Origin of the sequence: Cytobacillus sp. FSL K6-0265, assembly GCF_038003465.1 — a bacterium.
GTDB classification, from domain to species: domain Bacteria; phylum Bacillota; class Bacilli; order Bacillales; family Cytobacillaceae; genus Cytobacillus; species Cytobacillus stercorigallinarum.
The window spans coordinates 4,234,067-4,254,016 of the sequence record NZ_JBBOPE010000001.1; the positions used below are offsets into that span (position 1 = coordinate 4,234,067).

Below are 19,950 nucleotides of genomic sequence, written 5' to 3' on the forward strand. Positions count from 1 at the left end.
TGCCACCTGTCGTGTTTTCAGGTGGCGTTTTTATATACATTGAATGGATTGAATTTTTGATAGATGAATCACTAAAAAGATCCATCGGTTACGATAAAATCTCCAACCATACAACGTTTGCCTCTTTATGAAAGTTGGACAAAACCAAAGTTTCTCTCCATTATTAAGCGCCATACAGTGAATACGGTATAATCCTTTCACACAAATTTGTTTTAAAATGAATTCAGGTTGTTCTTCCGGTAGATTCGGCATGTTTTTCGGCGGTTTATACGGAGGGGGAATTTGCTGGAATGTATCTAGGTCCATATTTTTTAACAGTTTCCCTTTTATCCCTTTCGGTTCATGTACATTAAAATGACTCATAGTAATCACCTCAAGCACATCTTATGTGAAAAGTGGCCATTTGCCATCATCTTATGTCAGGTAACTCACCAATGCTTAAGGTGAAAACAAAAAAATGCCTGCAGCAACTTCGTCTGCGGCACCTGATATTTATTGAGCGATTTCATATAACTCTGCACTTGTCATTTTAATGAGGTCTTGTAACGTTAATTCTATCTGTGTACCTAATTTACCCCCACTAACAATCATACTTTTCATATCCTTTGCTGATGTATCAATATACGTAGGATATTGCTTTTTCATAGCAATTGGTGAACAGCCACCACGAATATAGCCTGTTATCTTCTGAATATCTTTCACATGAATCATTTCAATCTTTTTCTCACCTGACGCCTTAGCTGCCTTTTTCATATCCAGTTCCTTATCAACTGGAATGACAAATACATAGTTTTGCTTACTTGCACCCACTGTCACTAATGTTTTAAAAACCATTTGACCTGATTTACCCGTTTTTTCTGCCACTGAAAGACCATCTATTTTTCCATCGGCAACATCATAAGTCATGACTTCGTAGCTTACTTTCGCCTGATCTAATAACCGCATCGCATTTGTTTTTCCTTTTGCCATTCAACTACATCCCCTAGAAATAACGAAAAAGTATTTGCTCAAGTTCGATAAACTCTAGCTTCATAAGGTCGAAGCTTCACCTTCTTAGGTGGCGATGTATCGCCTTGTGCTTGATAGTTCCATAATAATAGCTCTGCACTTTCTCTGACAAGTAGGTGATTTAAACTAACAGTCACAGTAAGAGCAGACAGGTTTACTAGAATCAGAAACCTCTGTTCTTCATCTTCTCTTGTATAAGCAAAAACCTGTTTATGATTGGGAAAAAGAAGCTTATATTCACCCTTACTAAAGGTAGCGTGAGTCTTCCTTAAAGTAATTATATGTTTGTAAAATTGCATGACGGAATGATTCGAATTCTTTTGTAAGTCCACATTGATTTTTGTATAATTCTCATTTACTTCCATCCATGGTTTCCCTTCCGTAAAGCCTGCGTGTGGATCAGAACTCCACTGCATAGGCGTACGGCTATTATCCCGCGAAGAAGCCCATATGAGTTTCATAATCTCTTCGTGTGACCAACCTTTCTGTTGTTTGTCCTTATATAAATGATGAGTGATGATATCATGATAGGAGGACATCTTTTCGAAGTGCACATTCGTCATGCCTATTTCTTGGCCTTGATAAATAAAGGGAGTACCTTTCATAAAAAAGTACATACACGCTAAAGCAGTTGCGCTTTCATACCAATATTCTTTATCATTGCCCCAAGTTGAGACAATTCGCGGCTTGTCATGATTTTCAAGAAAAAGGGCATTCCAACCATCTGCAGCTAATGCAACTTGCCACTTCGTTAATACTTTCTTCAAATCAATGATATCTAAGATTGGTTTTTCTTCTGCATCCCATAAACCAAGGTGCTCGAATTGAAAAACCATATCCATTTTTCCTTGGTCCTTGCCAACCCAAAGAAGAGACTCTTCTGCACTAACCCCATTCGCCTCCCCAACCGTAACAACTGGGAACTTCCCGTACGTTTCTTTTTTAAATTCTAAAAGCCAATCATGTATTCCAGGTTGATTCATATGCTTCGAGAAGGAGGGGACATATGTCTCTTTGTTAGTTGGAGGGATGTCTGGTAAACCCGGGCTTTTCTTAATATGACTAATCGCATCAATTCTAAAACCGTCTACGCCTTTTTCTAGCCACCAATTGACTGTATCATATAATGCATGACGTACTTCTTTGTTTTCCCAGTTTAAATCTGGTTGTTTTTTAGAGAATATATGCAAATAATATTCACCCGTTGCTTCATCATACGTCCATGCAGAGCCGCCAAATATACTGGCCCAGTTATTCGGTTCTTGCCCATCTTTTCCTTTTCTCCAAATATACCAATCTCGTTTTTTCGATTCCTTGCTAGCTTTCGACTCTATAAACCATGCATGCTCATCACTTGTATGGTTTAAAACAAGATCAATAATTAGTCGCATACCTCTTTGATGTACTTCCTCTAATAATTGATTAAAGTCATTCATTGTCCCGTATTCAGCTAAAATTTCCTTATAATTAGAAATGTCATAGCCGTTATCATCGTTAGGAGACTCATACATCGGACAAATCCAAATCAAATCAATGCCCAGTTCCTTTAAATATGATAGACGTTGAATAATGCCTTGTATATCCCCAATGCCGTCTCCATTTGAATCTTGAAAGCTTCGCGGATAGATTTGATAGGCAATTGCGTCTTTCCACCAAGTCACATCCCATTCCTCACCTTCTACTAACGATTAATTAATGATTTATGAATCCATATGGCCGCCTGAGAGCCTTCACCCATGGCAATTGTCACTTGTTCTGAATGAGCCACAACATCACCCGCAGCCCAAACATGAGGAACATTCGTCATTTTCGAGCGCCCATCCGTTATAATATGCTGATTACCTAAACGTTCTACACCTAATTTTGCTGCTAAGTCCGATTTTACTTGATTCCCACCATAAGCAATAAAGCCTCTCTCACCTTCTACAACCTGTCCAGATGCCAAACGAACCCCGCGAAACGATGAACCGTCAGCCATTACCTCGGCTATTTTTTCTTCAATCACTTCAATTCCTAATTTCTCTAACTGTTGATAAGTTTGTGGACAAACTTCTTTTTGCTTATCATTAACGAATATAATTGAATTCGTCCAATAAGCAAGCGTCAATGCCATATTAGCACCCGTGTTTCCAGAACCCATCACAACCGTTGTTTTATCCTTCACCTCATAGCCATCACAGTCTGGACATACGTACACAGTCAAACCTAGACATGGACCGAGCGATTTATACGGGGGAATATGATCCATGATGCCTGTGGCAAGTAATAATCGCATGCCTCTATATTGCTTCTTACTTCTTGTGTAAATCATGAACTCCTCTTCCTCGTACATAATGTCTATTACTCGATCATCTTGATAATGAACACCATATTTTTCCCCATGTGCTCTGCCGATTTCTCTAAGTTGTGGACCACTCACACCATTAGGATAACCTAATATATTATGATAACTTTGACATATGGACGATCGGCCTTGATTGTCATCAAGCACTAACACTCGATGTTTGTAACGACCTAATTGAATCGCTGCCTGTAATCCTGCAATTCCACCACCAATAATAATGCATTCGTATTTCATACGCCTCATCCCTCCTCATTTTCATCTTTGTATTGTTTCCAAATTGATGAAAATCATGAAAAAGGGCAACAAAAACTCATTATCCACAAAAAATATATTAACTTGTGGATAAATTATAAATATACACAGGGTTATACACATACGAACAAATGCTTGGTTTAATAGCTTTTTTCCATATTATTATTAACTTCTTCCTTTGAATCATTTTCACCTTTTTAAGTTATCCACTTTTTATTGTGGACAACTGTTAATAAGTGCTAATATTCTTTACATTCTTTCCACATCGAAATTTTTTCATTACCCATACCTAGATTGCATTGCTCATATCTTGGTTCTCACTTGTTCCGAAATAAAAGGCTCGTCTCGCATCCCACCCAAAAGGGTTCAAAAATAGCAGAAAGGTTGCCCACATCGGCAACCTTTCTGCTATTTATTCATATGTGACAAAAAACCACCTAATAAATCATCAATATCTTCTTCGGCTTCTTCCTTCTTATGTGATTCTGGTTCGTTTTTCTTCGCTTGATTCCAATCGAAACTATCTAGTTCATCTTCAAACGTCGCATCGTCAGTAGATTCTTCCGCAGCAGCAGTTTCCTGCCATTCATCAACAGGACGAGTGCCTGATTCTTCCTGCAAATATAATGCTTCATCAATATTAGCTGAGCCACTATTTAAGGAAGCTAATAATGCTGTAGCTCTGAGCGGGTCGGAAATAAGCTGATACACAATACTTCCGAGTAATGCCTCAGAATGCTCGTGTTTTAGCCAATCCTTTTGAACCTTTGTTAAATGTTTCGGAAGTGGAATCGTAATAGCTTCTCTCTCATTACTCTTATTTTGATTCACTCCAGCAAGGACAATTTCCGCAACCTTACTAGAAAAATTTCTTCTCTCTGTTGTTTTTAACCTTTGTAGCTCTTTTAGTAGATAATCTGGTGTATCAGATGGTATTCGGAATGAAATTGACTGACCCCTTTTCAATTCCGAAGAAGCTGGTTTTTTCATCAAAACTCACCTAGTTTGATTTAACAGGTTTCTTATCCTGCTTATCTTTATTTGATCTTCTTGCATAATCTGCAACCAATTTATAATAGGCATTCGCCATCATCCAAATGCTTTCTTTTTCATCTTCAAAAAAGTCGATGTTAAAACCATCTAAATTATTATTCAAAGTTTTGAGGTAATCCTTTAGGACGATGGAGCCACCACCAACAAAATAGCATATTTCAGTTTGCGAATTTTTTTGCCATACGTTTCTTAATAAACGATATTGCTTCTTCGCTAAGTCTAAAAGAATACGATCTGTAATGTCATGTACACTTGTGCGGCTACCTTTAACCATAATATGGTTGCGGTTGTTTTTTCTTGTAATAATCTCCACTACATCGCGGCGACTATCAAGCTCTATACCATGTTTTGATCTTATTTCTTCTCTAATCGCTTCTAAAGATTCAGACACACCTAAATTAAAGCCTTGAGCTTTATCATCATCCACATTTCGATCTTTAATGACTGCGATATCTGTTGATAAACCACCAATATCTTGAATAAGTATGCGTTTATCTATTAAGTCTTTATTAATAATATTTAATTGATTGTCCATCACCAAATTAATGAAAGCAGCAAAACCTTCAGGATATACTTTGACATCATCAAATTTAATATTGACCTTCACCCCTTGATATTTAGGAGTAATTAAAAATTCGACTTGGTGAACAGACCCCATTAATTTAGATCGATAACCCGAATCCTTACCTTCTTTTGCTTCTCTCAATGGAAGTCCTGTACCTAATAAATAATTCGCATCAACCACATTACCAGATCTCTTAAATGCAGCGCCCTTTTCTTCATTAACCGCATCCAATGCTAACGCAGTAAATAACATGACCAACGTTTGATCTTCTTCTGATTTACTGCTGCCTGGATCAAGCTCTGATGCGTTATCACTTTTGGTTGCTAAATGTCCAACACGATAGATTGCATTATTCTCTTTCAAAGCAGGGGAGTGGACACGAATATGTATGCCATCTAGCGGATCCTTACTATTTAGCTCTTCAATTCCAATGACTGGTCTATCCTCAATATCTCTTGCTACGACATTCGGTAAATTAAGCTCGTTCTCTACCTTACCAAAAATAGCTTTAAGCGAATCATTACCAACATCGACAGCCGCAATTCTTGCATTCGTCATCTCTGATCCAACCCTTTCATTCTCATATATTTGAGTTAATAGTTTAAGAGTAATAGAGAATGAAGTAATAAGCAATGAAAGAGGGAGAAAAGTTACCAAATCGTAAAAACGTAAACAAACAGCAAAATTTCGTATACCTGTATACTTTAATGTTTACAAGAAAACATAAAAAGCATACATCTTTATATATCAACATGTATACACTTTTGCATACTTGCACACATTTAAACAGTCAAAAGAAAACAATAATGTAAACTTGTATGCTTATTTCGTTTACACGCATACGGAAATTGAATACATGTAAACACCCATCTTCTTACCCACTATTTGCTATTAAAGGGACCGCTACACATCATGCCAATAAGACAGGTTAGAGAGTGAATAAATGAAAAGTATGAGAATCATTCAAGCGGAAAATACTATCAATGATTTACAGATCCGTTAGAAGGCCTTCGAAACAAATAACTACCAAATCCCATTAAATTTAAACATTCTGATTAGACTTTCGAATTAAGTTCCATTTAATATACTTGTACGCTCAAAAGATAATCGTTTAATTATCTATATAATCTTGATATAATTTTTTAAAAGCAGGCCAACCCCATTAAATCAATATTTATACGTTTCTATAGCCAAATTATACTTATCTTTGATTTGACAAAAATCTGAAAAACATTATTATAGTATAAGTAAAAAAAGGAGGAAATTAAATGTCTGACGACAAACAACGCATTGTCGATAGTGTGCCTCAGAAGGGATTTTTTGGACATCCTAAAGGTTTATTCACACTATTTTTCACTGAATTTTGGGAGCGCTTTTCCTACTACGGAATGAGAGCCATCCTTGTTTTCTACATGTATTATGAAGTTTCACAAGGCGGTTTAGGGCTTAGTCAAACGACGGCTTTATCTATAATGTCTATATATGGTTCACTTGTTTACATGTCTGGAATCATTGGCGGTTGGTTCGCTGACAGAATATTTGGTACTTCTAAAGCTATTTTCTATGGCGGAATCCTAATTATGCTTGGACATATCGCATTAGCTATTCCTGGAAGCATTGCCATGTTCTTTGTATCCATGGTATTAATTGTTTTGGGAACAGGGTTATTAAAGCCTAATGTATCAAGTGTCGTAGGTGATATATACAGCGAAAGCGATAGTCGCCGCGATGCAGGGTTCAGTATTTTCTATATGGGGATTAACCTTGGTGGTTTCCTTGCTCCTCTAATCGTTGGTTCACTAATGGATACAAGTTTCCATCTTGGATTTGGTGTGGCTGCGGTTGGTATGTTTGTTGGATTAGTCACTTTCCAAGTAACTAAGAAAAAGTATTTAGGTCTAGCAGGAACTCAAGTGCCTAACCCATTAGCACCACATGAAAAGAAACGAGTATTTACACAAATAGGAATAGGTACTCTTATTGTTGCTATTCTAATCGCTGTAGGTATTCCTACTGGATATTTAACATTTGACAGTCTTGTCTTTATTGTCGGAATTTTAGGAGTAGGAATTCCAATCGTTTACTTTACTGTTATGTACAAAAGTGAGAAAACGACAGATGTGGAACGCTCAAGATTAATTGCCTACATACCTTTGTTTATTGCAGCAGTTATGTTTTGGGCCATTCAAGAGCAAGGTTCAACAATCTTAGCCAGCTATGCAGACAATCGTACGGATTTAGAATTTATGGGCATCACTATTTCTCCAGCATGGTTCCAATCTCTTAATCCTTTATTCATTATTGTATTGGCACCAATGTTTGCTTGGTTATGGGTGAAGCTTGGTGATCGTCAACCTACGATTCCACAAAAGTTCTCTCTCGGATTACTATTTGCAGGTCTTTCTTTTATCGTTATCCTTGTACCTGGATATTTCGCGACAGAAGGTGCATTAGTAAGCCCACTTTGGTTAGTATTAAGCTATTTTATTGTTGTACTTGGTGAACTTTGTTTATCACCAGTTGGTTTATCAGCAACGACAAAACTTGCTCCTACTGCATTCTCTGCACAAACAATGAGCCTTTGGTTCTTAGCAAGTGCAGCAGCTCAGGCTATCAATGCACAAGTAGTTAGATTTTATTCAGCTGATACAGAAGTACTTTACTTCGGTATTATTGGTGGTTTATCCATTGTGCTTTCAATCGTTCTTTTCTTGGTTGCACCAAAAATCCAGAAAAAAATGCGAGGAATTAAATAAATTCCTAAAAAAGATGAACCTATACGATGGTTCATCTTTTTTTCGTTTAAACCTCTACTTCTGTACCTATTCCTTGTTTTTTCGCTTTATCATATACAGCTGCTGCCGCTGCTAAGTCAAAATAAGCAGCTCCTACGGATTTGAAGAAAGTAATTTCTTCGTCTGATTCTCTTCCCATAATGGTATGTGCTGCTAATTCTGTAAGCTCTCCATGTAGCTCATCAAAATGCCAATCACCTTTTTCATTAGGAATAATAAAGTCTCCCGCTTCTTCTTTTACACCTTCTATCGTATCAGCAACCACTTTACTCGCTCGTTTTAATGTTTCTACATCCACTTCACGCATATTAGGTAAATAAGATCCAATGCCATTGATATGTGCTCCTTGTTGCAAACTAGACCCTTTGAAGATTGGCTCTACTGCACGTGTACTACAATTGACAATATCAGACTGTTTCACAGCATCATCAGGATCTGCTACAACTTCCACTTTCCCTTTATAATTTGGCAGGATCTCTCTCATTCGTTTAGCAAAGCGCTCGGCTCTTTCCCTCGTACGGTTATATAAATAGATATGATCAATATTTCTAACTTCGCATACAGCTTGTAGTTGCTCTTCTGCCATTGCACCACAACCAAGCACAGCCACAGACCTTGCCTCTTTTTTTGCTAAGTATTTTGTTGCGACGCCACTAAGCGCTCCCGTTCTTAATCTGGTTAAATAAGATGCATTCAGACAAGCCACGTGTGTACCGTTTTCTGTATCTGATAACAAGATCACACCTTGAGTTGTTTTTAACCCTTCTTTAGGATTCTCAGGAAAGATTGTGACTATTTTTACTGCAGCTTTCTTCATTGTCTCCATCGCACTAGGCATATATAATGCCGATGCTTTTTTTTCAGGGATATCTAAAACAGTCCTTTGAGGACTCGTTATTTTCCCTTGATGATAAGCAACAAGTGCTGTTTCCATATCTTCAATCGCATCTTTCATGACATATAATGTTTTTATTTCTTTCTCTGATAAAACAAGCATAAACACATCTCCCTTACAACTATTGACCACATCTCATAAAGCTCGATACGGATAACGTACCGAGCTTTTTAAAATAAACAATCTCCTACATGGCGACATCTTGATCTAATTCTTGTTTACTCTTTTCACGTACAGCGATCATTGCAATGAGAGAAATCGCAGCACATAATATAATATACAAAGCCACTGGTACATAAGAACCATCAAAATAGGCCAGTAGTGCAGTAGCGATTAATGGCGCTGTTCCACCTGCTACCGCAGCACCAATTTGATAACCTAAGGTAATACCTGTATAACGGACATTTGATTTAAAGATTTCTGAGAACATTGTTCCTAACACGGCTGTAATCGGTGCCCAGACAATCCCTAATCCTAATACAGTTGCAATGACAAGCCACGTTACAGTTCCTTGCTGTAACATCCAAAAATAAGGGAAAGCAAAAACAGCCATTGCTAGTGTACCACCAATATAAAGTTTCTTCCTACCGATCTTATCAGAAAGACTCCCCATGATAGGAATAAGAATAGTTGTTACAATTGTTCCTACTGTCACAGCATTTAGCGTCGCTGTCCTTGAAAACCCTAATTCGCTAGTAGCGTATGAAACGATAAACGTACCGAAAATATAAAATGGTGCGGTTTCTACTACTTTTGCGCCTACAGAAATAAGTACTTCTCTCCAAGATGTTTTAAATGTTTCAACGATTGGTATTTTAGCAATTTCTCCACTTTCTTGTGCCTTTTTAAACGATGGTGTTTCATCGATTCCTTTACGAATCCAAAGACCAAAGAAGACAAGTAATGCACTCATGATAAAAGGAACACGCCAACCCCATGATAGAAAGTGCTCTTCAGGTAATAATGTCATAATAGACAGCGCGATAGTTCCAAGGAGCATACCGATCGTTACTCCCATTTGTGGGACACTACCGAATAATCCACGTTTTTCCTTTGGCGCATATTCTACAGCTAATAACACCGCTCCACCCCACTCTCCTCCAAGTCCAATTCCTTGGATAAGGCGAAGAATAATCAAGAGGATAGGTGCCATGACACCAATCGTTTCATACGTTGGCAAGAAGCCCATTAAGACAGTAGATCCACCCATAATGGTTAATGTTAATACTAATGTTTTCTTTCTACCTACCCTATCACCAATATGGCTGAAGATTACACCACCTAGTGGACGAATAAAAAATGCTAACGCAAATGAAGCGTATGCTAACAATAAGCCGACGGTTGGGTTATCACTATGGAAGAAATATTCATTAAATACAAGAGCAGCAACCGTACCATAGAGAAAATAATCAAACCATTCAATCGAGCTTCCCACAAGGCTAGCAATTAATACTTTTCTATTTTGCGCTTTACTCATTCTAGCACCTCCTAATTATAAGAAATATCTAAATATTGCATTTTCAATATAATAGTATATTTATGCAAAAAAAGCTATAGTTTTCTAAAAAAAGTTTTCCTGTCTTTATAAACAGTTCATTGAAGATGATTGTTCTAAAAGTTATGCTAGTAAAAGATTTCCCTGCCAAATCACTTTATAAGAATAATAAACAAAAGATACTTCTTATAATCTGCACTAAATCCTTCATAACTGGACATAATAGGGTATAGGACTTTGTTTTCTACAGCCCTTTCTTTTTCTCTGCCCTTATGATATTTATGTTATAGAGTTGTTATCAGTATTGGAGTGACTTTTGTGATCGAAAAGAAAAAAGCTTTACCTATCCTGTTTGCTGTAATGTTTCTCGTTATGTCCGGATTTGGTGTCATTATTCCGGTTATACCATTCTATGCAGAAGAAATTGGGGCAAACCCTTCGCAATTAGGTTTATTAATGGCCGTTTATTCACTTATGCAATTTATTTTCGCACCCTTATGGGGACGTGTATCTGACCGTTATGGCCGGAAACCAGTGATGCTCATCGGCATATTAGGTCTCTCACTTTCATTCTTCCTAATGGCTTTATCTAGTGAATTATGGATGTTATTTGTCGCCCGTATCATTGGAGGAACGCTGTCTGCAGCGAATATGCCAACAGCAATGGCTTATGTTGCAGATATCACGACAGAGGAAGATCGTGCGAAAGGAATGGGGATGATTGGCGCTGCAACAGGTTTAGGCTTTATATTTGGCCCAGCAATAGGGGGGATATTTTCTCAAGCAAGTTTAAGTACTCCCTTTTATGTAGCAGGTTCTCTCTCACTCATTACAAGTCTTTTCGTCCTTTTTGTTTTAAAAGAATCGTTACCTGCCACAGGTCCAGGCGAAAGCAGAGAGCGTCCTCCTTTTTGGGAAGCGTTTAAAGGCACGACCTCCATTTTATTTATCTTGAATCTGTTTGTATCCCTATCTCTTGCAGGATTAGAGGCTACCTTTGCTTATTTTGCTTCACAAAAAGCAGGGCTACAACCAACAGAGTTAGGTATCATTTTTATGATTATGGGCTTCGGCTCTGCTCTTGTTCAAGGCGGATTAGTCGGGAAGCTTTCTAAGAAATATGGAGAAGGAGCAGTTATTCAAGGGGGCATAATCGTCAGTGTGATTGGTATGGGGCTTATTTTAACATTAGATAATTTCTTAACCGCAGCAATCTTCCTTACGATTTTCGGAATGGGCAATGGCGCAATAAGGCCTGCAGTGTCAAGTCTATTAACAAAATCAGCAAAAGGAGCGCATGGCAATGTAACAGGGCTTTTATCCTCTTTTGATTCTTTAGGACGTATACTCGGACCTCCTCTCGGCGGGTTATTATTTACTGTTTCGATTGGATTCCCTTATATTTCAGGAATCATTCTTTCCATTTGTGCATTATTATTATTTCAAGTTTACCGTATGAAAGCACCTGGTAAAAAAAGCTTTGAAGCGTAAGAAAGGCTGTCTATGTAAGGCAGCCTTTTACTGTTGACTTGGGAAATAGCGTTTTTTGAGTTGTGTCGAAGCAACCTCTAAAATAATTGCAACAAGGAGAATACAATAAGTAATAAAACCAACTTCTCTTAAATCAAAGTAGAATCCCGATGCCATAAAGAGTTCAAAACCAATGCCGCCTGCCCCTGCGGCCGCCCCCATTGCAACAGCGACTGAAAAATTGATTTCAAAACGTAGAAATGTCCATGATAAAAGATAAGTCATTGTAGATGGTAAAACAGCATGAACAACAGTTTGCCACCAGCCGGCGCCTGTCGACCGTAACGCTTCGAGCACCCCTTTATCCACTTCCTCAAATGATTCAGAGAAAGCTTTTACCAAATAGGCTACGGAGTGGAACAACATCCCTAAAACAGCTGCCGTACTTCCTAAACCGGCTGCAATAGCAAAAATCAAAACCCATAAAACCGTTGGAACCGCACGTATGAAAGCGACATATGTTTTGATAACTTTAGCTACAGCTTGATTGGATAAGTTTTCCGCTGATAATAAAGCAAGGAAAAAGGCAATTACTGCTCCAATGACTGTCGAGAGAACGGCTAATGCTAAAGTAACACCCACTTGATAAAACGCTTCACTCCAAGAAAAGTGAGTCAAAGCCGGCGTAAGGAACATCGTCTGTAAATTAGCCACTGTTTCCTTTAATGCGGACGTTAAATGAAAGCCGGTATAGTCAAAAACAAGGAAAGCGGCAACAGTTACAATGCCGAGAAACCATATAATCGCTTTTAATGTATAGTCAACCTTATTGCCAATTTTTATATTAATTCGACCCGTTTTACTGCGTTTTATATAGGCTACTCCCATCATAAGATCACCTTTCTGATACGGTTAGATGTGAGTTCTATGACGATGACTGTAAGGATAATTAATAATGTCACCAGCGCAACCGCTTCATAATTTAATGTCTTATAATACAGATCAAATGTATAGCCAATACCTGTACCTGTCAGTATACCAACTAAAGTTGCGCTTCTTATATTCGTTTCGATCATAAACAACACCCAACTCAACATTTGTGGTAATGCTTGTGGAATAACAGCTTTAAAGATCACTTGAAAATATGTGGCTCCCGTCGCCGTTAATGCTTCAAAAGACTTCAAGCCAACTTCATCAATCGATTCCATAAACGCTCTCGTCAAGAAGCCAACAGTACCGACAAATAGAGCAAGAAATCCGGTTAATGAGTTTTGTCCAAATGAGAGTAGGAGAATTAACGCCCATGCAACGACAGGTATATTTCTCGCAACAGAAGCTATTCCTCTGGATAAACCCGCCATTAAACCATTACGCCTCGTCGTTGTTGACCCCGCTATTCCGAGGAAAAAAGAAATGAATGCCGCTATCGTTGTCGCAGCTACTGACATGAGAATGGTTTCAACCAACTTCAACATAATGTCAGGAAACTCACGCCAAGTTTCCGCTGTAATCCATAAATTTTCAATCATCCATAAACCTGCTGTTGGAATAGATAACAAGCTTTGATAAAAGTCAAATTGCACCATCTCAATCGCTATCCAATTGAAGCAACAAACGATGATTAGCAAGAAGATATGTTGCCATTTTCTACTTAATCGTGTTTGATCTGCTAACATATTCGCCTTCTTCATACCGTTATAAGCTCTCTTGTATCCATACCATAGACTTCTCCAATGTAATGGGAGTCCAATTGTCTATTTGGCCCATTAAAAACTAAATGTCCTTTATTTAAACCAATAATTCTATTCGAATAGGATTGTGCTACCTCAACTTGATGAAGGTTAACGATACAAGTGATACCCAATTCTTCTGTAATAGACTTCAAATAATCCATTATTACCTTGGAAGAATGAGGATCTAATGACGCAATAGGTTCGTCACATAAAATGAGCTTCGGATCTTGGATGAGTGCGCGGCATATCCCGACTCTTTGCTGTTGTCCCCCACTTAGTTGGTCACAGCGTTTATACGCATGTTCAACGATTCCCAGCTTCTCTAGGAGGTAGAAAGCTCTTTCTTTTTCTTCTTCACTAAAAACACCGAGCATCCCTTGTAAAGTCGACTTATATCCGAAGCGCCCATGAAGTACATTTTCGATAACTGTTAAACGTGGGACAAGATTATAATGTTGAAAGACCATCCCGATATTGGCTCTTTCTTTTCTCAATGACTTTCTGCCAAGTTTAAGAATGTTTTCCCCATTAAAAATGATTTCGCCACTATCCGCTTCCACCAAGCGATTGATGCAGCGCAGTAACGTTGATTTTCCGGCTCCTGATGGACCAATAACCGATAAAAATTCGCCTGTTTCAACAGTAAAATCGATATTTGTTAGTACATGCTGGCTTTGATAGGATTTATTTAGTGCCTTAATTTCTAATAATGCCAAAGGACTCCGCCTCCTCTTAGATTACTTAGATAGCTCTCTTATCGGGTTAAACCATTCATCATCCACTGGCGCCAATCTTTCTTTCCCAGACTTAAAGAATAAAGCAGATTGATCTGAATCCTCTGGAACAAAGATTTTCTCATTGTTTGCTACTTCGTCACTTGATAAGTAGTCTTGTAGCTTTTTGAAGACCTCTTCACCTAAAAGCTCGATATTGCCAACAAATGGTGCGTTTAAGACGGGTGTTACACTGATTAGCACGAATTCCTTACCTTTTACAAGACTAAATGGCTCAGCGGCATTATCTTTTACGCGGTAAATCGACCCCGGACGATTCGCTTCACCTTCTACAAGTTCAACATAATTTTCTACACATGTATCACAAAAAGCTGCTACATCCGCACTTCCCTTTAACAAATTAACCGCTGAGCCTTGATGTGAATTCCCGAATAATACTTGTGAAAATAATGGACCACCTTCCATTAAATCTTCTTCTGTTAAACTTTTATCGTTAAAATGGGCAATCAAATCAGAGGCAGGTACTTTAAATCCCGATGTGGAACTATTTGATACAAACGACATTTTTTTATCGGCAATTGTATCTAAAGAAAACTCTCCATTTTCTTTATAGTCTTCTACATCATCAACGTTGACAGCTAACCAGCTATGGTAAACAGCATCGTCCAACGTACCTGATTCTCCTGTTGAAACGACTAATGGTTGAATAGCTTCATTACGCTCTTTTGCTTCTATATAACCTTGTGCACCCATAAATGCGAGCTCCGCATTATTATTTACCATTGTCTCAATAGAGATCGCATAATCCGTTGTTAAATGGTGCTTCACTTCACGACCTGTTGCCTCAGCAATCAACTCACCAATGTCATCTCTTGATGATTTCATATCTGAGCCTGATTCACTTGGATACCAAACAATATCGACAACATCATCACTTGCAGAAGCCTCGCTATTTCCTTCTTCTGAGCAAGCACCAAGTAACAGAGCCAATAATACAAGCAGCAACCAACCATATGATTTTTTACCCATTCTCATTCACTCCCCTTAAAATACGATTTAGCTTATTTCACTTTTATTTAAGCACAATCCCTTACGCAAAAGACTGAATTTACTGTCTTTTTACACGAAATATACTGGCTTTCACTTATCATTTACAAACCAAATAATCAGTTAACAATCGGTTCATAGGCGAATCAAAGTCTCCCATACGCACAGATGAACCAAATGCACCGTGATAATCGGAGCCACCTGTCATGAAAAGGTCGTATCTTTCCATAAGGGTGTCAATTCTTTGGTGATCCACTTCACTATGATCAGGATGAATACGCTCCACACCATCCAATCCGACCTGACTATCTACAAGCTCTGTAATCAGATCATAGGAATCAAGTTGACCGGGATGAGCAATCACAGCAAACCCACCATCTGCTTTAATCGCTCGAATGGCATCATATACGTCCGCATAGGCAATATCGAAAGCAGCTACTCCCCCTCCTTTAAACAGTGAACGATATAACTTTCTATATGCTTCTGATTCGAAAGGTTCTGACGTAATGGCCGCCATAATATGTTGCTTATAAATCGTCTCGCTTGGTGAGGCGATATGGGATATTTCTTTTACAGACAAAGGGATGCCTTGCTTTTTTATTTGCCCAATTTGCCAAATGGAATGGGCTTGTCTGCGCTTCAGTACTTTATTACACAATGCCACAATATGCCCTTTATTCGAATTAAAATGGTAGCCTAGTACATGTACTTTTCGATTTCTTTTAAAATCAAATGCGGAAATTTCAATCCCAGGAATAAGCTGAATCTGATAGGTTTCAGCCCATTTTAAGGCTTCCTCTTGCCCTTTTACCGTATCATGGTCGACGATGCTCAAATGTGTGATACCAGCCGCTGCTGCTTTTTCCATAACCATTTGAATGGAATCTGCACCATCTGAAAAATGACTATGAACATGTAAGTCCGCCTTACTCATAGAGCAGCCCCTGCCCTTTTGAAAGATTGCTGGCTCATTTCAAAAATATGATCACATAATTCATCCATAAATTCGATATCATGAAAAACCCCTAGCAATGTCGTCCCACTTTCCTTTAACTTTTGAATCACTTCTTTCACCTTTTGCTTGGACTGTTGATCAAGACTTGCTGTTGGTTCATCTAAAAGCAGTAGCCTTGGCTTTTTAACGGCTGCGATGGCAATGTTTACCCTTAACTTTTCCCCACCTGAGAACGTATTTGGGTACGTATCCCATAGTTTGCGATCAAGTTCAAAATGAGAGAGCACTTTCTCTGCTTCTTTTTGTGCTTCAATTAATGACCGCCCCGTCGCTAAAACAGATTGCTCTACTAATTCACGGGCGGTTGTTCGTGGCATCACATTCAAGAATTGTGACACATACCCAATTTCATATTTTCGTAAATAGATAATCTCCCTTTCTGATGCTTTTTGCAGATCCAGCCATCCATATTTCTCTGAGTCAAAATAAATCCGCCCTGCCTCAGGTAAATATGTGCGATAAATGCTTTTTAATATCGTTGATTTCCCACTGCCACTTTTGCCCGTTATCCCGACAAATTCACCTTGTTCCATTGAAAAGTCCAACTGTTGCACGGCATGAATCGTCTGATTTAAATGCACAATTTGAAAGTTCTTCTTCAGACCTTCAATTTTTAAAAATGTCATCGTACTACCTCCGCCATCGCCTTGTTTTTTCGGTAATTCGTTGTCGTGATCACAACACCGTTAACCATTGTTAGCGTAACTGTTGGAAAACCATCATCCAATTTCTCAATGATAAGTAAATCCGCTTTATAGCCAGGTTTGATAGAACCAATTTCATGATCAAGGTTTACTGCCTTCGCTGGCTTTGAAGTGACCATTTGGAACATATCTAGTAAGTTCTGACCATACTTTTCATGAAGTGTAAAGATAGAATGGAGTAAAGCCGATGGATAATAATCACTGCATAAAATATCTGCACATTGATGACGAATCGCTTCCGCTGCGGATAAATTGCCTGAGTGCGAGCCACCTAAAAGGATATTAGGCGCCCCAACGATTGTATATAGACCGCTCTGCTTCGCCTTTTTAGCAACCTCTAATGTAATGGGGAATTCACTGATTGTTGTCCCAATGGATTGGACGAGGTCAATCTTACTTTTATGGTCATCATCATGTGAAGCAACGCTAACCCCTTTTCTGATCGCTAATTCAGCAATCTCTTTCATCATGTCAATCGTCATCACTTTTGAAGATAGGCGGTCTTGGATAATACGATTTAATTCTTTTTCTGTTAAATCACGATAACCACGCATCGTTTCACGAAAAACTTCTAAATTGCGATACTGACCTTGGCCTGGTGTATGGTCCATAAAAGATAGCAGGTGAATTTTACCTGAACGAAGATTCTCTACTAAACAATCGATGCCATCAAGATTATCGATTTCAAATCGAGCATGTAGACGATGGCGAATCAGATGTTGCTGCTCAGATGTTTCCGTAATCGCTTCGACTAATTTCTGTACATTTTGTGGTAAGCGCATCGGCTTATGGGTGAAAATATCCTCCCGGTAGAAAGAAAGTGAATGAAACATCGTTGTAATCCCGTGGCCAATCAGAATCTTCTCTGCTTCACGTAGGCCCATTTGGACATTCATCATACTTGTCGGTCGCGGCGAGATAATCGACTCAATATAATCAGAGTGAATATCTATAAACCCTGGAGAAATATAACCGCCATTTGCATCAATTCTTTCAACACTCGTAAAAGAAGTGAGTTCATCTTCTTTTACAATCGCCTTAATCCGGTCGTCTTCTACTAATACTGCATGTTTTTCTAGCATTCTATCTTCAAGGACAATCACACCGTTATGAATGATATACATATGCACCCTCCTCTTTTATAACAACGAATAAACAAGCTGTTGCGTGTATGCGTCTTGAGGATCTTCAAGTACTTGATCCGTTAGCCCTGCTTCAATTACTTCTCCGTTTAACATCACCATTGTCCGATCAGCTAGCATTCGAATGACGGCTAAGTCATGCGATACCACAATCATGCTGATACCCATTTCACGTTGAATCGTTTTAATTAAATCAAGAACACTGGCTTGCACGGATAAGTCTAACCCTGTTGTTACTTCATCTAAGAAAAGAATGGGAGGATAGTTAGAAAGGGCTTTTGCAATTTGTACACGCTGCTGCATCCCCCCTGAAAACCGCTTTGGTTCTTCCTTCATTCTAAAAAGGGGAATATGGACTTTGTCGAGCAATTCCATTCCGACACGCTCCATCTCACCTACATGGCGATTGCCTGCAGCAATAAGTTTCTCAGCAATATTTCCAATAGAGGAAAAGTTCATTTTCAACCCTTTTGTTGGATTTTGATAAACCATACCTAGAATATGATTGCGCACATTTCTTTTTTGCTGATTAGAAAGAGCAAAAATGTTTTTCCCCTTAAAATCTTCATGATTGATAAACATTTCTCCACCTGTCGCAGTCTCATCAAAATACAAACATTGCATAAGTGTAGATTTCCCACTCCCACTTTCGCCAACAATCCCTAAAATTTCCCCAGGAAATAATTCAAACGATATATTTCGACAAGCATACACTGTTCCACAATAAGGGCAAAAATTCTTTTCTAACTGTCTCGTATCTTCATGCTGACAATGACTACAACCTCTGCCAAATACTTTTTCTAATCGCTGGACTTTTAAGATGGGTTCATCATGCATAGCTTATATCCCCTTTTCCTTCAATCGCTCCATTCACTCGTTCTAAACAATGATGAGAATCATTACATTGGTAATACACTTTATCCTTGTCTGCATCTATGATCTCATCCAAATACGTATCCGTTGCCCCGCATAAATGACAAGCTTGTGCTGCGAAAGATTCGACAGTAAATGGGTAATCTTCAAATGCTAATGAACGGACATCTGTATAAGGTGGAACCGCATAGATTTTCTTTTCTCGCCCTGCTCCCAATAAAATAAGTGCCTCTGAATGATTCATTTTATGATTATCAAATCGCGGGATAGGACTTGGTGCCATCACATAACGGCCCGCTACATATACAGGATGGTCCGCACCTGTGTTTGTCTGGCCATATTTCATAATTTGTTCAAATAACTGTAGCCAAGCACCGCTATATTCTTCCTCTGCATGAAGAATTTTTGTTTGTCTTTCACTCTTTTCCACTGACCGTAATGGTTCTGGCGCAGGTACCTGTAAGACGAGGACTTGACCTTCTGTTAAAGTCTGCTCAGGGATGCGGTGTCTTGATTGAATAATGGTCGCTTCTGCTGTATTTTCTGTGATAGTAACGCCCGTCGTTTTTTCAACTAGTTTTTTGATATTAACAGCATTAACCGATTCATCTGACCCTTGATCAATCACCTTTAATACATCCTCTTGGCCAATAATGGCTAGCGTCACCTGTAAACCACCTGTACCCCATCCTCTAGCGATAGGCATCTCTCTAGAAGAAAAAGGGACTTGGTAACCTGGAATGCTAATCGCTTTTAAAATCGTTCTTCTAATCTCTTTTTTCGAGCCTTCATCAAAGAAAGCAAAATGATGGAGTCTTGTCATAG

19 protein-coding genes are annotated in these 19,950 nt (G+C 38.6%); 2 read left to right on the forward strand and 17 right to left on the reverse strand.

From position 1 onward, the window contains the following. Nucleotides 1-30 precede the first annotated feature (30 nt). From MHH73_RS21410 to MHH73_RS21435, 6 genes are all read right to left on the reverse strand, one after another. Nucleotides 31-363, reverse strand: a complete 333-nt coding sequence (locus MHH73_RS21410) for a hypothetical protein (protein ID WP_341069371.1) — start codon at nucleotides 361-363, stop codon at nucleotides 31-33. Between the two features lie 129 nt (nucleotides 364-492). After that, nucleotides 493-969 (reverse strand): Cys-tRNA(Pro) deacylase, encoded by a 477-nt coding sequence (gene ybaK / locus MHH73_RS21415; protein WP_341069374.1) that lies wholly within the window; start codon nucleotides 967-969, stop codon nucleotides 493-495. Between the two features lie 38 nt (nucleotides 970-1,007). After that, nucleotides 1,008-2,669, reverse strand: coding sequence for a glycoside hydrolase family 13 protein (locus MHH73_RS21420; RefSeq protein ID WP_341069376.1), 1,662 nt, complete (start codon nucleotides 2,667-2,669; stop codon nucleotides 1,008-1,010). A 20-nt stretch (nucleotides 2,670-2,689) separates the two neighbouring features. Then, entirely contained in the window at nucleotides 2,690-3,586 is an 897-nt protein-coding gene (locus tag MHH73_RS21425; RefSeq protein ID WP_341069378.1) for an NAD(P)/FAD-dependent oxidoreductase, read from the reverse strand. Nucleotides 3,587-4,012: 426 nt separating this feature from the next. Further along, nucleotides 4,013-4,594: a hypothetical protein gene (locus tag MHH73_RS21430; protein ID WP_191816408.1), complete on the reverse strand. Its 582-nt coding sequence runs from the start codon at nucleotides 4,592-4,594 to the stop codon at nucleotides 4,013-4,015. 10 nt (nucleotides 4,595-4,604) lie between these two features. Further along, nucleotides 4,605-5,780, reverse strand: a complete 1,176-nt coding sequence (locus tag MHH73_RS21435) for a ParM/StbA family protein (RefSeq protein ID WP_191816409.1) — start codon at nucleotides 5,778-5,780, stop codon at nucleotides 4,605-4,607. A 710-nt stretch (nucleotides 5,781-6,490) separates the two neighbouring features. Here MHH73_RS21435 and MHH73_RS21440 point away from each other — a divergent pair. Continuing rightward, nucleotides 6,491-7,978, forward strand: coding sequence for a peptide MFS transporter (locus MHH73_RS21440; RefSeq protein WP_341069384.1), 1,488 nt, complete (start codon nucleotides 6,491-6,493; stop codon nucleotides 7,976-7,978). Nucleotides 7,979-8,024: 46 nt separating this feature from the next. On the opposite strand, the gene MHH73_RS21445 is transcribed toward MHH73_RS21440, so the two are convergent. Both MHH73_RS21445 and MHH73_RS21450 read right to left on the reverse strand, forming a co-directional pair. Next, nucleotides 8,025-9,014 carry an ornithine cyclodeaminase family protein gene (locus MHH73_RS21445; RefSeq protein WP_341069387.1) on the reverse strand — a complete coding sequence of 330 codons (990 nt, stop codon included), beginning with the start codon at nucleotides 9,012-9,014 and terminating at the stop codon, nucleotides 8,025-8,027. An 85-nt stretch (nucleotides 9,015-9,099) separates the two neighbouring features. Next, a complete protein-coding gene (locus MHH73_RS21450; protein WP_191816924.1) occupies nucleotides 9,100-10,389 on the reverse strand; it encodes an MFS transporter in 1,290 nt (429 codons plus the stop codon). Nucleotides 10,390-10,728: 339 nt separating this feature from the next. Between MHH73_RS21450 and MHH73_RS21455 the strand changes: the two genes are divergently transcribed. Then, nucleotides 10,729-11,898: an MFS transporter gene (locus MHH73_RS21455; RefSeq protein ID WP_341069873.1), complete on the forward strand. Its 1,170-nt coding sequence runs from the start codon at nucleotides 10,729-10,731 to the stop codon at nucleotides 11,896-11,898. 27 nt (nucleotides 11,899-11,925) lie between these two features. Here the strand turns inward: MHH73_RS21455 and MHH73_RS21460 are convergent, their stop codons facing one another. From MHH73_RS21460 to MHH73_RS21500, 9 genes are all read right to left on the reverse strand, one after another. Then, nucleotides 11,926-12,765, reverse strand: coding sequence for an ABC transporter permease subunit (locus MHH73_RS21460; RefSeq protein WP_191816925.1), 840 nt, complete (start codon nucleotides 12,763-12,765; stop codon nucleotides 11,926-11,928). Next, nucleotides 12,765-13,568, reverse strand: a complete 804-nt coding sequence (gene phnE / locus MHH73_RS21465; RefSeq protein ID WP_341069393.1) for a phosphonate ABC transporter, permease protein PhnE — start codon at nucleotides 13,566-13,568, stop codon at nucleotides 12,765-12,767. Before phnE ends, MHH73_RS21460 begins: the two co-directional genes overlap by 1 nt. Beyond that, on the reverse strand, nucleotides 13,565-14,326 hold the full coding sequence (phnC, locus tag MHH73_RS21470) for a phosphonate ABC transporter ATP-binding protein (protein WP_191816926.1): 762 nt from the start codon (nucleotides 14,324-14,326) through the stop codon (nucleotides 13,565-13,567). The genes phnE and phnC overlap by 4 nt, the downstream gene beginning before the upstream one ends. Nucleotides 14,327-14,347: 21 nt before the next feature. Further along, nucleotides 14,348-15,373 carry a PhnD/SsuA/transferrin family substrate-binding protein gene (locus tag MHH73_RS21475; protein WP_191816927.1) on the reverse strand — a complete coding sequence of 342 codons (1,026 nt, stop codon included), beginning with the start codon at nucleotides 15,371-15,373 and terminating at the stop codon, nucleotides 14,348-14,350. A gap of 118 nt (nucleotides 15,374-15,491) precedes the next feature. Next, the gene (locus MHH73_RS21480; RefSeq protein WP_341069398.1) at nucleotides 15,492-16,325 is read right to left on the reverse strand and encodes a PHP domain-containing protein; all 834 of its coding nucleotides are present in this window, start codon (nucleotides 16,323-16,325) and stop codon (nucleotides 15,492-15,494) included. Next, nucleotides 16,322-17,032, reverse strand: coding sequence for a phosphonate C-P lyase system protein PhnL (locus MHH73_RS21485; protein ID WP_341069401.1), 711 nt, complete (start codon nucleotides 17,030-17,032; stop codon nucleotides 16,322-16,324). The genes MHH73_RS21480 and MHH73_RS21485 overlap by 4 nt, the downstream gene beginning before the upstream one ends. Further along, complete coding sequence (phnM, locus tag MHH73_RS21490) at nucleotides 17,029-18,234, reverse strand: phosphonate metabolism protein PhnM (RefSeq protein ID WP_341069404.1); 1,206 nt, start codon at nucleotides 18,232-18,234, stop codon at nucleotides 17,029-17,031. The genes MHH73_RS21485 and phnM overlap by 4 nt, the downstream gene beginning before the upstream one ends. A gap of 15 nt (nucleotides 18,235-18,249) precedes the next feature. Further along, nucleotides 18,250-19,089 carry an ATP-binding cassette domain-containing protein gene (locus tag MHH73_RS21495; protein WP_341069407.1) on the reverse strand — a complete coding sequence of 280 codons (840 nt, stop codon included), beginning with the start codon at nucleotides 19,087-19,089 and terminating at the stop codon, nucleotides 18,250-18,252. Next, nucleotides 19,082-19,948, reverse strand: coding sequence for an alpha-D-ribose 1-methylphosphonate 5-phosphate C-P-lyase PhnJ (locus tag MHH73_RS21500; protein ID WP_341069410.1), 867 nt, complete (start codon nucleotides 19,946-19,948; stop codon nucleotides 19,082-19,084). The genes MHH73_RS21495 and MHH73_RS21500 overlap by 8 nt, the downstream gene beginning before the upstream one ends. Nucleotides 19,949-19,950: the final 2 nt, after the last annotated feature.

What these genes read in the sequence shown, in the direction of transcription:
- MHH73_RS21445 (WP_341069387.1), bottom strand. Translation starts at nt 9,014, where the DNA reads ATGCTTGTTTTATCAGAGAAAGAAATAAAAACATTATATGTCATGAAA.
- MHH73_RS21435 (WP_191816409.1), bottom strand. Translation starts at nt 5,780, where the DNA reads ATGACGAATGCAAGAATTGCGGCTGTCGATGTTGGTAATGATTCGCTT.
- phnM (WP_341069404.1), bottom strand. Translation starts at nt 18,234, where the DNA reads ATGTATATCATTCATAACGGTGTGATTGTCCTTGAAGATAGAATGCTA.
- MHH73_RS21440 (WP_341069384.1), top strand. Translation starts at nt 6,491, where the DNA reads ATGTCTGACGACAAACAACGCATTGTCGATAGTGTGCCTCAGAAGGGA.
- MHH73_RS21480 (WP_341069398.1), bottom strand. Translation starts at nt 16,325, where the DNA reads ATGAGTAAGGCGGACTTACATGTTCATAGTCATTTTTCAGATGGTGCA.
- MHH73_RS21475 (WP_191816927.1), bottom strand. Translation starts at nt 15,373, where the DNA reads ATGGGTAAAAAATCATATGGTTGGTTGCTGCTTGTATTATTGGCTCTG.
- MHH73_RS21425 (WP_341069378.1), bottom strand. Translation starts at nt 3,586, where the DNA reads ATGAAATACGAATGCATTATTATTGGTGGTGGAATTGCAGGATTACAG.
- MHH73_RS21430 (WP_191816408.1), bottom strand. Translation starts at nt 4,594, where the DNA reads ATGAAAAAACCAGCTTCTTCGGAATTGAAAAGGGGTCAGTCAATTTCA.
- MHH73_RS21485 (WP_341069401.1), bottom strand. Translation starts at nt 17,032, where the DNA reads ATGACATTTTTAAAAATTGAAGGTCTGAAGAAGAACTTTCAAATTGTG.
- MHH73_RS21410 (WP_341069371.1), bottom strand. Translation starts at nt 363, where the DNA reads ATGAGTCATTTTAATGTACATGAACCGAAAGGGATAAAAGGGAAACTG.
- MHH73_RS21495 (WP_341069407.1), bottom strand. Translation starts at nt 19,089, where the DNA reads ATGCATGATGAACCCATCTTAAAAGTCCAGCGATTAGAAAAAGTATTT.
- ybaK (WP_341069374.1), bottom strand. Translation starts at nt 969, where the DNA reads ATGGCAAAAGGAAAAACAAATGCGATGCGGTTATTAGATCAGGCGAAA.
- MHH73_RS21450 (WP_191816924.1), bottom strand. Translation starts at nt 10,389, where the DNA reads ATGAGTAAAGCGCAAAATAGAAAAGTATTAATTGCTAGCCTTGTGGGA.
- phnE (WP_341069393.1), bottom strand. Translation starts at nt 13,568, where the DNA reads ATGAAGAAGGCGAATATGTTAGCAGATCAAACACGATTAAGTAGAAAA.
- MHH73_RS21500 (WP_341069410.1), bottom strand. Translation starts at nt 19,948, where the DNA reads ATGACAAGACTCCATCATTTTGCTTTCTTTGATGAAGGCTCGAAAAAA.
- MHH73_RS21460 (WP_191816925.1), bottom strand. Translation starts at nt 12,765, where the DNA reads ATGGGAGTAGCCTATATAAAACGCAGTAAAACGGGTCGAATTAATATA.